The organism is Paenibacillus catalpae (genome assembly GCF_900112695.1).
In the GTDB taxonomy this organism is placed as follows: domain Bacteria; phylum Bacillota; class Bacilli; order Paenibacillales; family Paenibacillaceae; genus Pristimantibacillus; species Pristimantibacillus catalpae.
In genome coordinates this window covers 75979-88550 of record NZ_FOMT01000001.1, presented here as the reverse complement: position 1 = coordinate 88550, position 12572 = coordinate 75979, and the positions used below count along the sequence as shown (strand labels likewise).

10 protein-coding genes and 2 pseudogenes are annotated in these 12572 nt (G+C 44.0%); 2 read left to right on the top strand and 10 right to left on the bottom strand.

Annotated features, from left to right (window positions below; all coding sequences use genetic code 11):
* Window positions 1-25 precede the first annotated feature (25 nt).
* The 8 genes and pseudogenes from BM200_RS30775 to BM200_RS00285 all read right to left on the bottom strand — a co-directional run.
* Window positions 26-145, bottom strand: a pseudogene (locus BM200_RS30775) (hypothetical protein); the annotation flags it as partial.
* A gap of 48 nt (window positions 146-193) precedes the next feature.
* A complete protein-coding gene (locus BM200_RS00310) occupies window positions 194-640 on the bottom strand; it encodes a MarR family winged helix-turn-helix transcriptional regulator (protein WP_091180022.1) in 447 nt (148 codons plus the stop codon).
* A gap of 162 nt (window positions 641-802) precedes the next feature.
* Entirely contained in the window at window positions 803-1411 is a 609-nt protein-coding gene (wrbA, locus tag BM200_RS00305) for an NAD(P)H:quinone oxidoreductase (protein ID WP_091183367.1), read from the bottom strand.
* 120 nt (window positions 1412-1531) lie between these two features.
* Window positions 1532-2479: a ring-cleaving dioxygenase gene (locus tag BM200_RS00300; RefSeq protein ID WP_091180021.1), complete on the bottom strand. Its 948-nt coding sequence runs from the start codon at window positions 2477-2479 to the stop codon at window positions 1532-1534.
* Window positions 2480-2780: 301 nt separating this feature from the next.
* Window positions 2781-2888: pseudogene (locus BM200_RS30245) on the bottom strand (fumarylacetoacetate hydrolase family protein); the annotation flags it as partial.
* Window positions 2889-2987: 99 nt separating this feature from the next.
* A complete protein-coding gene (locus tag BM200_RS00295; protein WP_091180018.1) occupies window positions 2988-4919 on the bottom strand; it encodes a fructose-1,6-bisphosphatase in 1932 nt (643 codons plus the stop codon).
* A gap of 182 nt (window positions 4920-5101) precedes the next feature.
* A complete protein-coding gene (gndA, locus tag BM200_RS00290; protein ID WP_091180017.1) occupies window positions 5102-6520 on the bottom strand; it encodes an NADP-dependent phosphogluconate dehydrogenase in 1419 nt (472 codons plus the stop codon).
* A gap of 411 nt (window positions 6521-6931) precedes the next feature.
* The gene (locus tag BM200_RS00285) at window positions 6932-7702 is read right to left on the bottom strand and encodes a DeoR/GlpR family DNA-binding transcription regulator (RefSeq protein ID WP_091180014.1); all 771 of its coding nucleotides are present in this window, start codon (window positions 7700-7702) and stop codon (window positions 6932-6934) included.
* Window positions 7703-7951: 249 nt separating this feature from the next.
* On the opposite strand from BM200_RS00285, the gene BM200_RS00280 reads away from it, so the two are divergent.
* Both BM200_RS00280 and BM200_RS00275 read left to right on the top strand, forming a co-directional pair.
* Window positions 7952-8905 carry a metallophosphoesterase family protein gene (locus BM200_RS00280; RefSeq protein ID WP_091180012.1) on the top strand — a complete coding sequence of 318 codons (954 nt, stop codon included), beginning with the start codon at window positions 7952-7954 and terminating at the stop codon, window positions 8903-8905.
* A gap of 15 nt (window positions 8906-8920) precedes the next feature.
* Window positions 8921-9784, top strand: a complete 864-nt coding sequence (locus BM200_RS00275; RefSeq protein ID WP_091180010.1) for a DMT family transporter — start codon at window positions 8921-8923, stop codon at window positions 9782-9784.
* A gap of 184 nt (window positions 9785-9968) precedes the next feature.
* On the opposite strand, the gene BM200_RS00270 is transcribed toward BM200_RS00275, so the two are convergent.
* Both BM200_RS00270 and cysD read right to left on the bottom strand, forming a co-directional pair.
* Window positions 9969-11630 carry a GTP-binding protein gene (locus tag BM200_RS00270; protein ID WP_091180007.1) on the bottom strand — a complete coding sequence of 554 codons (1662 nt, stop codon included), beginning with the start codon at window positions 11628-11630 and terminating at the stop codon, window positions 9969-9971.
* 1 nt (window position 11631) lies between these two features.
* Entirely contained in the window at window positions 11632-12555 is a 924-nt protein-coding gene (cysD, locus tag BM200_RS00265; protein ID WP_245772832.1) for a sulfate adenylyltransferase subunit CysD, read from the bottom strand.
* Window positions 12556-12572 lie beyond the last annotated feature (17 nt).

The window sequence follows — 12572 nt, the reverse complement described above, 5'->3', positions numbered from 1 at the left end:
CACAACCCAAAATAAAGCCGGTTTCTTAATCGATGATCGCTTTATATAATCCATTGGTTTGTTTTAATATACAAGCGTGTGGAATAGCTGTTCCGGGCAACTTTGCTACCTTTATACGATGACCGGCATTAAGTGCCTCTTCTTCTGTAAGACCGACTCCTTATTCACCATTCTTTCAATTCCATTCATTATCTTAGTCAATCTTGATTTCTTGAGCACCTATACCAATCTTCTTTATTAATGTAATTGCATATTCTTTTTCTTCTATTGAGAGACCTTGCATCAGTGATTCGATGACTTGAGCATGCGATGGAAATATATTTCGCAGTAATTCTGCACCTTCATCCGTGATTTCAGCGTAAGTTACCCTGCGGTCTTCAGGGCATGCAACACGTCTCAAATAGCCCTTCTTTTCCAACTTATCAATGGTGTAGGTCATACCGCCGCTTGTGACAAGTATTTTTTCTCCGATACGTTGGATTGAATACTTGCCTTTATGATAAAGCAACTCAAGCACTGTAAATTCCGTTTCAGATAAACCGTGCTTCTTCATATCTTTTACAGCACGTTCCATAGTCACTTTATATGCTTTGGATAAGACAATAAAAAGTTTTAGAGATAAATCCTGATTAGTATTCATATAGTAGCGTTCACCTCAATGTTTAAACCAAACCGACTTTTTCTAACGTAAATATACACCGTACATGATTACATAAGCAACTTTAGTATAAACTCATGGTTTACCGAAAAAAGAGCCTTATACACGGCTAGGTGTACAAGGCTCTTCGCTCTTAGGAAATTATCATTGCTGACCTGCTTTAATCCATTCCGCAACAGATACCGTGCGTTTCGCTTGATGCTTCACAGCGCTTTGAACATCTTCAACCATTTTCCCGTCTTGAACCGTGACGCTCGTGCCATATGGATTTCCGCCGGCTGCAAATAGGGACGTATCGGTATAGCCCGGTGCAACCACAATCGCACCCCAGTGATACATAATCGTGTAAATGCCAAGTGTCGTTTGCTCTTGACCACCATGAGCATTTTGTGCCGAAGTCATTGCACTAACAGCTTTATTTGCGAGCTTGCCAGTGAACCAGAGTCCGCCAGTTTGGTCTAGGAATTGTTTTAATGGTCCTGGCATGCTGCCAAATCGAGTAGGGACGCTAAAAATAATAGCATCTGCCCACTCCAAATCGTCTAATGTAGCGGTAGGAACATTTTTCGTCTCTTCCACATGAGCTTTCCACGCCGGATTGGACTGAATCGCATCTGCTGGAGCGAGCTCGGGTACTTTTAGGATTTTCACTTCTGCTCCCTTTTCTCTTGCCCCTTCAGCTGCCCATTGTGCCATTTTGTAGTTTGTTCCCGTCATACTATAATAGATAACCGCCAATTTAACATTTTCCATATCTTTTCTCTCCTCTTTTTCAGTTCCTAAAATTTTTTGCCAAAAACCCATTTATCATGCAACTCCTATCCATTCAATGCCGTGTATGGCATTTGAATCTTCTATATTTTAATTATTGCCTCATTTCTTACCCTTCAGCTCCCTCACTTCGATAGGCAAGAGATTAGCCTCAATTGTTGCGCGATGAGGTTCATACCAAGAAGGAAGCATTAATGTCTGACCCAGCTCTTCCTGCGGTTCGTCATTTGCAAATCCTGGCGGATCTGTAGCAATTTCAAACAAAATGCCACCGTTTTCTCGGAAGTAAATCGCATTGAAATATTGGCGATCAATGATTTGAGTAGGACGCAAACCGTTTTTAGCAGCTTTATGTTGCCATTCCTTATGCTCTATAAAGTCTTTAGCACGCCATGCAATATGATGTACGGTACCTGCGCCGCCTGTACCCCAGGGAATATTTTGCAAGGGAACATCAATAATGTTGCCGATTGAACCAAATGCCTGAAACCGTGCGTACTTTCCATCTTCTCCGACTTTTTCTAACCCGAGAACATTAGCAAGTACATTCATTGTTTCCTTAGCATGCGTGCTCAATAAAATCGCTCCGCCAAATCCTTTAATGGCTTTATCTGCTGGAACACCTCCGAAAGACCATTCGCTAAAAGCACCCTCTTCGCGCTCGACAATCTCAAGTCTCAATCCATCATTGTCAGAAAATTGTAAATACTCTTCCGAAAACCGGGAAGTCTTCATAAACGAAATATCGAATTGAGCTAATCTTTCCTCCCAAAAGCTCAAAGAACCCGGCGGTACGATATATGTGGTAGTACCAACCTGTCCGCCGCCGATTTCGCCTCTATGAGAACCGCGTGTAGGGAAGAACGTGATGATCGTACCTGGATTACCCGCATTATCACCAAAATACAAGTGATATACCTCTGGCGCATCGAAGTTAATGGTTTTCTTTACAAGCCTCAAACCAAGTACACCCGCATAAAAATCAACATTTTTCTGCGGGTCACCCGCAAAAGCAGTAATATGGTGAATTCCAGCAGTTTGTAGAGTCATGGAATTTCCCCCTCGATTGAAGTTAAACATTTCTCCGTTCTCTAAGATAATAAATCTGTTGATATAAGGAACTGATGATTACAGCCTCATATATCTCGAAATCAATTATCTTAAATCAAAGATACAATGATCAAAGATAAATGTCAATGGTTGATGGAGCCTTATGTCTGAACCAATGGTTATTAAGGCACAAATAACGGCTGTTGATCTCACGAACACATTCATTATTTTTATTATTAATGGATTGCAATTTAGTTATTCATTTGAAATTTGAGACGAGAATAAGTATTAGTGCTAAGTGTAGCTTTCCCCCCGTTGCCTCATAATTCCGGGCTTCCTTGCTTCGCAAATAAGTGACGCCAGCGGCCCATACTTCCGGCGCGTCGACTGGCGTCAGCAGTTCGAGCTCTTCGAGCGGGAAGGCAATAGGCGCCTTCCCATGGATCAGGCAGGATAGGGTGTAAGTAGCTGGATCATTTCAATGGAGCGTAACGCTGTACCAGTTGTTTCATTTCAAATATTGATATTCCAGGAGATTCTTCAAATTTGAAATTTTCTGCAGCAGCTTCTCCCCGACATTGGTTTCCCTCACCAGTTTCCGCTCCAGCTCTTTGTCCACCAGCCTTTTTACAGACAATACGTCCGTTCCGTTACATAACACATCTTCTTTTGAATTAAATTTCTGATGGGCTACGAGCTGCATGCCAAAGGAATTATACAACAAGGTATAGCCGGCGATGCCCGTTGTGGATTGATAGGCTTTTGAAAAACCGCCGTCAATGACAACCAGTTTCCCGTTTGCTTTAACGGGGTTCTCTCCACGAATTTCTTTAACTGGCGTGTGGCCGTTAATGATATGCCCATGATTCGGATTCATATCAAACTCCAGCAGGATTTTCCGGCAGATCTCCTCATTTTCGCGCAAATGATAATAAGGGTTCTTTCTCTCCTTATAGGTTTCTTTATCTTGAATAAAGTACCGTTCAAAGGTGGTCATTTCTCTCTTTCCAAAGAGCGAGGAACATTCCCCTGTCCAGATGTACCATACCATATCCGTAGCCAGATCATCCGTCTCTTCCGGATGGGCAAAGGCATAACGTAAATAATATTCAAAAACATCGAGCAGCTTTTGGCCCGAATACGTCTTGTCTTCAATCTGCATTTCTTCCATGTTTCCTTCTTCATCTAAAGGAATACAGCCATGAAATAACAAATTCCCGTTGTATTTTAAATAAAGGCTGCCCTTTTTCATAAGAAAATTCATATGTCTGGCCAGCTTTTCGGAATGCTGAACGGAGAACAGCAGCTTTTCCATCACCTGCTGTTCTTCCTCTAGCAATTGTTCAGGCTGCTGCGGATTTACGGTTGCAAAACAGGTGTTTTCCAGATGGTAAGTTTTTCCATCCATCTTGATTTCATTTTTGTCGTAATCGATCTGCTCAAGCAAAAGCCTTTCAGACATATTAAAGTACGAACGTCTCTTGATAATCGGGATCTCAAGCTTAAACTGGATCATCGCAATGGCTTGATGAATTTTGGTAATCTGCAGGATTTCCTGATCCGAACCGTTATGGTCGGTCTGCAGCTTTGGTCTAAAGGCCGGATTGTCATCATAGTACTTCTCCGCCAAATTTACCAGTGGGCGAAGATTAATTCCATATACGTCTTCGATAATGTCCAGATTGTCGTATCTGGCACAGATCCGGATAATATTCGCAAGGCAGACCAAGGAACCCGCATAGGCACCTATCCACAGGACATCATGGTTCCCCCACTGAATGTCTACAGAATGGTAGTTAATCAGCGTATCCATTATTTTATCGGGTTCCGGCCCGCGGTCATAGATATCTCCGACCACATGAAGATGGTCAACCACCAGGCGCTGGGTCGTATAAGCAAGGCCGATAATGAGCTTGTCCGCCTGGCCCAAGGAAATAATTTGCCGGTATATTTCTTCATAATAAGGGTCCTTATTATTGGTCGAATCCGTCTTGTATAAAAGCTCTTCTACAATATATACAAACTGCTCCGGCAGAGCTTTACGCAATTTAGCGCGCGTATATTTGGAAGAGGCATAAGAAATGAGCTTAAGCATTTGCTCAATCGTTTGTCTGTACCATCGGTTCAAGGCTAGTTTATTGCACAGTTCTCCTTTAACCAGCTGTATTTTTTCTTCTGGATAATAAACTAATGCAGTAAAATCATTGATTTCATGGTCCGTCCAATCCTCATGGAACAAGGCTTTGATTTTCTCTTTTACGGTACCCGAACCGTTTCTTAGTACATGCTGAAAGGCCTGGAACTCCCCATGCAAATCACTGACAAAGTGCTCAGTTCCCTTGGGAAGATTGGAGATCGCTTCAAGGTTGATGATTTCTGTTATAACTTTTTCTTCCGTATCATATTTCTGGGCCAATAAATCTAGAAACTGCGAATCCAAAACAGATTTCCCCTTTCAAGGAAAATTGGTGATGTATAAGAGTTTTAATCTTAACTAATAGCTATTATTACTGATACTTCCCAGGCTATTCGACAATTTTTACAAAAACACCTCCGAATAGTGCTGTACACCGTTCGGAGGCAGTATTAATATCTTATCTATAATAAATCGTATTTCCTGTATTAGTCGTTGTTCTGCAACCATTGGAAATGGAAGCTTCCACCTTGATCCACCCGTTCAAACGTATGGGCACCGAAATAATCCCGCTGTGCTTGAAGCAGGTTGGCCGGCAGATTCGCCGTCCTGTAGCTGTCATAATAAGCAAGCGCTGAAGAGAATGCCGGAACAGGGATGCCTCTGGTTACCGCGATCGCAACTACTTTGCGCCAGGCTTCCTGATATTTTTCAATGATACCGCCGAAATATTCATCTAAGAATAAGTTGTTTAATGCCGGATTGCTATCGTATGCATCTTTGATGTTTTGCAGGAAACCGGCTCGGATAATGCAGCCTCCGCGGAAAATCATGGCGATGTTGCCATAATTCAAATTCCAGCCGAAATGCTCCGAGGCCACCTTCATCTGAGCAAATCCCTGCGCATAAGAAGCGATTTTACTAGCATAGAGAGCTTGTCTTACCGCTTCAATAAATTCATCACGTTCACCTTCGTATTTCTGAGACGCGGGACCACTCAACTTTTTGCTTGCTGCTAAACGTTCCTCTTTCATTGCAGAAATGAACCGTGCAAAGACGGATTCCGTTATAATCGAGAGTGGGACGCCAAGATCCAGTGCGCTTTCGCTAGTCCATTTACCTGTTCCTTTTTGGCCGGCCGAGTCCAGGATTACGTCCACCATCGGTTTGCCGGTGACCGGATCTTTTTTGGAGAAAATATCCGATGTAATCTCGATTAGATAACTGTCCAGCTCTCCTTCGTTCCAGCTTTTGAAAATGCTATGCAATTCGTCAGCATCCACATTCAGCACGTCTCTGAGCAGATGGTAAGCTTCGCCGATTAACTGCATATCCCCGTACTCAATGCCGTTATGCACCATTTTGACATAATGGCCGGCGCCACCCTCCCCGATATAAGTCGAGCAAGGATCTCCGTTCACTTTGGCGGAAATAGCGGTAAGAATCGGCTCTACAAGATCATAAGCATCACGCTGGCCACCGGGCATAATAGACGGCCCTTTGAGCGCTCCTTCTTCGCCACCGGAAACCCCTGCCCCAATGAAACGAATTCCTTGTGCCTCCAATTGTTGGTTTCTACGCTGCGTATCTGGGAAATGCGCATTACCACCGTCGATAATGATATCTCCGGGACTGAGATGAGGCACAAGCTGATTAATGGTATCATCCGTTGGTGTCCCCGCTTTAACCATAATTAAAATTTTGCGAGGTACCTCCAGAGACTGAACGAATTCTTCGATGCTGTAGGTGCCCACAAAGTTCTTGCCTGGTGCTTCGGCCAGAAGTTCTTTCGTTTTTTCCGGAGAACGGTTATACAATGCTACCGTAAAACCTTTACTTTCTATATTCAAGGCTAGGTTTTTGCCCATAACGGCTAATCCGGCCACTCCGATTTGATTCTTACTCATTTGTAATCTCCTCCAATATTTTTATTGGTTATGCGAAGTAGAGAGTGTTTTTATAGTGATATTTCATCACTATTCTCTCCTTCAACCAATATTGCTCTTTGATAGCTCCACTATAATACGAAACCAAACCATATACCAAATTAATAAATTGCAGAGTTGATATAGATGTGGTCTATAGTCTAAAATTCAAGTTCTTCCCTACTTGGTGCCGCTAGTTTTTATTTCAGTGGCATTATGTAGCTACAAACATTCTATTGCTGAAACTCAATCAGACCCGTAAGATAGACGATTCATTCGAGAATCGTCCATTCTTACGGGTCTTTGTTATAATTTAGGTCTATTTTTTCTGTGTTATCGAATTTCTTGAATGATGAACACGAACTGATGAAATTTTGCCACGGCAATCTCGTCTTACTCGCTAATTCGCACCTCGATACCTAGCGCTTCCATTGTATCTACCCATTCTTTGGAACAACCCGTGTCCGTGACCAGCATAGAAATCTCCTCCAGCCTCGATACTCTGGCAAACGTGGATAACCCAAATTTGGAGTGATCCGCAAGCACAATAGACTCTTCCGCCCGCTGCATCATTTTCCGCGAAATGTTCGCTTCAGCTAAATGAAAGTCAGTAATGCCATCTACAAGTGAAATGCCACCCACGGAAATAAATGCTTTGTTCACTTTAAATTGATCCAGCAGCTGATCGGTGAGGGAGCCTGTTGTCGCTTGGTACTCTGGATTCACTTCCCCGCCTGCAAAAATAATGGTTCCACGAAACGTTTCCATCGCTAAATTAAGAACCGGGACCGAGTGCGTGATCAAGGTAATGTCCGTTCGATCTCTTAAATAAGGCAAAATCTCAATTGTCGTCGTTCCGTTATCCACCATAATCGTTTCGCCGTCTTCAATTAATGAAGCCGCAAGCTTACCAATGGACGACTTCTCTTTCTTCATCATTTGAGTCCGCTTCAGAAAAGGCGGCTCAACATGCTCAATACGCATTTTGACCGCGCCTCCGTAAACCTTGCGAAGCTTGCCTTCCTTCTCCAGCCGATCCAAATCCCGCCGCACCGTTTCCGTTGAAACGCTGAGCAGCTTAGAGAGGTGATGCACATGTACTTTTCCTTCCATTTCCAAATGATACAGAATCGTCATCCTGCGATCTTCAAATGTTAATGACATCAAGAGCCTCCTACATGACTGATTTCATCTAATTAATGTTGTTTTATGTTGTTTTTATCATTTTAGAATTAGGGGTACAGGATGTCAACTCATCAGCCTATTCCTCTTGCAACGGAGAGTTATCAGAATTGCTGGTTGACAGCCTGATCTGGCGGCGCTACAATTTTCATAAAACAACATAATAACAACATGAATCAACATGAATGAAGAATGGCTGCAACATTAAATACAAATAATGGAGGGCTTATCTTGCCACATTCACTCGTCTTTCGCGAGGATCACACATTCACGATCGCGCAATTCACTGATTTACATTGGAAAGATAACGGTGTTCTCGATCAGAAGACACGCCGTCTCATGGAAGACATCCTCGATGCTGAACAACCGGATCTTGTTGTTTTCACAGGTGATGTCATCTATACCGGTGATGTAGACCCAGGTGATCTCATTTGCGAGGACCCATTAGGCGCATTACGAGAAGCAGTCCAATCCGCAGAAATTCGCGGGATTCCATGGGCTATCGTGTTCGGCAATCATGACACGGAATCGATCATTACGAGAGAAGAGCTCATCCATGCCGTTCTGCAGTATCCTCATACCGTTGCCCAGAGGGGCCCGGTAGAAGTCAGCGGAGAAGGGAATTACCGATTGTCCATTCAAGATGCTGAAGGGCAAAGCAAATTCAACCTTTACTTCTTTGATTCAGGTGCTTATTCACCCGTTCCCCATATTGATGGGTATGATTGGATTCGCAGCGATCAGATTGAATGGTACAAGAAAGAATCTCTCCAGATTCGAGATACTTCAGCTAAACAGCCTTTGCCAGCTCTCGCTTTCTTCCATATTCCCTTCCCAGAATATCAAGAGGTATGGGACACCAAGACCTGTTATGGGCACTTTTACGAGGCTAGCGTCTCCAGCAGCCAAGTGAACTCAGGACTATTTGCAGCTATGCTTGAGATGGGCGATATCGTAGGTACCTTCGTTGGCCATGATCATATCAACGATTATTGGGGTGAGCTGCATGGGATTCGTCTATGTTACGGCAGAGCCAGCGGCTATAACACATATGGTAGAGAGGGCTTTCAACGAGGCGCAAGAATGATCCGACTCCGAGAAGACGAGCGCAGCTTCGAGACGTGGCTGCGACTTGCTGACGGCACAGTCATTACCGAGCAGCCTGAACACATCCCCGGTACTTAACTTGGAGGTAATGGTTTGATTATTGTCGCAACGCTGCTAGTCATCGCTTCGGGCTTGGCGCATGCCATTTGGAGTTTATTCACGAAAAGCAGTCATAACAAAAGCGTCTTCTTATGGTCGATCCTTATGGTAACCACCATCGTACTTCTTCCTTATTTAATAAAAGAATTATGGCTTCATCCCTTATCCTTATCATCCTACGGCCTCCTGCTGTTATCCGCCTGCTTGCAAGCCGCTTATTCGCTCTTGTTAGCACGTACCTACAACATGGGTGATTTGTCCCAAATCTATCCCATTATGAGAGGTACCAGTACTTTATTCGTTCCCATTATTGGTGTCCTGTTCCTTCGTGAATCCTTATCGATATACGGATGGATGGGACTGCTTTGTATGGTTATTGGTTTCGTTTCACTTAGCGGTATCTTCACCAGAGCAAAATCGAGTTCAGCTCCCATAGGGTCTGTTGTTAAACCTTTCTTTATGGCGCTTTGTGTTGGCTTATGCACGACCTGCTACGTCTTCGTGGATAAGCTCAACCTTGAACATATCTCAGCCATCTCTTTACTTGAGGTGACTAATATCGGGTTCGTCGCTGCATTGACGCCAACCGTTATCGCCTCCAAACAACTACGCATGGAATGGAAATTAAACAGCAGGATCATTTTGCTCGGAGCGATTCTCAATCCAGGATCGTATTTATTGTTCCTTTTCGCAATGAAGTACGCACCCGTTGCCCATATCTCCCCCATGCGTGAAATCGGCACCGTATTTGCCACGTTTCTAGGCATTGTCGTCCTTAAAGAGAAGCAGGGCACTTTACGAATATTGTGCTCGGTTCTCATTTTAATAGGAATTCTCACGATTAGTTTTTGGGGCTAGAAATTATCTTGTTAGAACAAATTTTCGCATCACGAATATCTGAGCTTAACTCCCACCGCCCATTACAAGCGACTACTGAGTTAGTAAGGAAAGGAAACATATCTTAGAAATAAAAAAGAGCACTGCGTTAACAGTGCTCTCAGAGTGTCGATAAAGTCCTTAGGATTTTTCGGCGCTTTTATTTTTATATGGTATAACTATCTTGAATGAGAACTTTTACAACACGCTTTACGATATCTTTTGCCGCTTCCTCGATCGAAGAACTATTGATAGCAGACTCGATTGGCAAAAAGGCTTGACCTATGATTTCTTGCGCAATGGCTTGGTCATTGTTGTTCGTAGAACCGGCCGGTACCAGTGCAAGAAGTCCCGCATCGTTTAGCAATGTGGCATAAGCCGCGAGTTGCCGCACAGATTCTCCTGAACTGTTATCGATTAGCATCGTATGATAGCCTCTCGCTACCAACTTTTTCTCGACTTCTTTCGCAAGAGCCGTATTGCCCACAACGGAACCAGTAAGCCAAAGCGTTAATGGCTGCTGTCCTTTTTGCTGGGCACGAACATCTCGTGTGATTTCCGTATCCATTCGGTCGACACTGTAAGAGCTTTGAAGAGCTTCATCAATGACGCCGCAAGCGGATGTCATATTCGTTACACGATCGATGAGAATAAATCCACCGATACTTTTATTTTTTTCAAACTTATCAAAAACAATACCATCCGATAATGAAATTTCACATTTAGCCAATTCATTCTTAACCACATGATCAGCTGTAACCGTATTGCCTGTATTCACATCGATTTTGTAATTAATTGCCGTCACAGTACCGGGAAGAATCTTCGTACCTACTTTCACCAGAACATCTTTGCCCGGCGTCAGGACAGAATCATCCATCCAAAGAATCGTGGCGCTAAAGCTGTCAGCTTCTTGGAGTTGATTGTCCTTCGTAAATACACAACCTCGTGAAACGTCGACTTCCCGATCTAATTGAATAGTGACAGGTTGCCCCGCATGCGCCGAATTCCTGTCTTGATCTGTTACTAGGATTCGTTTAACCTTTGCCTTCTCATGGCTAGGCAGAGTTGTCAGTTCATCGCCAACTGCGATGCTGCCGGCTTCAATCTGGCCTTGGAATCCGCGGAAGGTGTGGTCCGGTCGGCATACCCGCTGAATGGGCATCATAAATGGCTTCACATCGTCGCTTGCATGAACATCAACACTCTCCAAATACGGCAGCAAAGCAAGCCCCTTGTACCAAGGCGTATTAGGCGATTTCTTCGTAATGTTATCCCCTTCTGTTGCAGAAACAGGGATCACCTGAATGCTCTCAAACCGGAATTCAGTGGTGATGCGAGAGAATTCTTCTTTGATTTCATCAAATTTATCCGAATCAAAATCCACCAAATCCATTTTGTTTACCGCCAAAACCAAATGCTTAATTCCCATGAGGGCACAAATTCGGGTATGGCGTTTCGTTTGAGTAATAATCCCTTTGGTTGCGTCCACCAGAATAACGGCAAGATCAGCAAAGGATGCGCCTACGGCCATGTTGCGTGTATATTCTTCATGCCCCGGCGTGTCTGCTACAATGAACGAACGGTTATCCGTCGTAAAATACCGATAAGCCACATCAATCGTAATCCCCTGCTCACGTTCCGCAATCAGCCCGTCAAGAAGCAAGGAGTAGTCAATTTTGCCGCCACGGCTGCCCAGCCTGCTATCCAGCTCGAGCGCTCTCTCCTGGTCGGCGAACAAGAGCTTAGCCTCATAAAGCATATGTCCAATCAAGGTGGATTTGCCGTCATCCACACTTCCGCATGTAATAAATTTAAGCAGACTCTTCATCTTAGAAATAGCCCTCCCGTTTGCGTCTTTCCATGCTTCCCGCTTCTTCCTGGTCGATAACCCTTGTTGTCCGTTCGGATGATACCGCACCAAGTGTTTCTTCTATGATAGCATCAAGCGTGTTCGCCTCTGAAGGGGCACCGCCAGTAAGCGGATAACAGCCTAATGTACGGAACCGCATCTTTGCCATTTCAATCTTCTCACCTGGCTCGAGCTTCATCCGCTCATCATCCACCATAATCATCTGCCCATCGCGATTGACGACAGGTCTTTCTTTCGCAAAGTAGAGGGGCACAATATCAATGTTCTCTCTGCGAATGTATTGCCAGATATCTTTCTCCGTCCAGTTGGAAATCGGGAATACGCGCATGCTTTCACCTTTATTTATTCTGGTGTTGAAAAGCTTCCACATTTCCGGCCGCTGATTTTTCGGATCCCAGGCATGATTCTTATTACGGAATGAGAAAATCCGCTCCTTCGCACGTGACTTTTCCTCATCACGTCTTCCGCCGCCAAATGCAGCTGTAAATCCGTATTTGTCCAAGCCTTGCTTCAGGGCTTGGGTTTTCATAATATCCGTATATGCGGAACCATGATCGAACGGGTTGATCCCTTGCTCGATCCCTTCCTGATTGGAGTGAACAAGCATTTTGATTCCGAATTCTTTCGCCTTGCGGTCGCGGAATTCAATCATCTCTTTGAACTTCCACGTTGTATCGATATGCAAGAAAGGAAACGGCGGCTTCTCCGGATAAAATGCTTTCAGCGCCAAATGCAGCATCACAGAGCTATCCTTACCGATCGAGTACAACATCACGGGATTTTCACATTCCGCCGCTACTTCTCGAATAATATAAATCGCTTCAGCCTCGAGTTGATCCAGATGTGTTGTTGCATCTATGGAATCAAGCATCAAATTGTCCATGAAAAAGTGCCTCCCTT

Bases quoted from the DNA above. Each gene is read 5' to 3' on its own strand.
- BM200_RS00310 (WP_091180022.1), bottom strand. From the start codon at position 640: ATGAATACTAATCAGGATTTATCTCTAAAACTTTTTATTGTCTTATCC.
- wrbA (WP_091183367.1), bottom strand. From the start codon at position 1,411: ATGGAAAATGTTAAATTGGCGGTTATCTATTATAGTATGACGGGAACA.
- BM200_RS00300 (WP_091180021.1), bottom strand. From the start codon at position 2,479: ATGACTCTACAAACTGCTGGAATTCACCATATTACTGCTTTTGCGGGT.
- gndA (WP_091180017.1), bottom strand. From the start codon at position 6,520: ATGAGTAAGAATCAAATCGGAGTGGCCGGATTAGCCGTTATGGGCAAA.
- BM200_RS00285 (WP_091180014.1), bottom strand. From the start codon at position 7,702: ATGTCATTAACATTTGAAGATCGCAGGATGACGATTCTGTATCATTTG.
- BM200_RS00270 (WP_091180007.1), bottom strand. From the start codon at position 11,630: ATGAAGAGTCTGCTTAAATTTATTACATGCGGAAGTGTGGATGACGGC.
- cysD (WP_245772832.1), bottom strand. From the start codon at position 12,555: ATGGACAATTTGATGCTTGATTCCATAGATGCAACAACACATCTGGAT.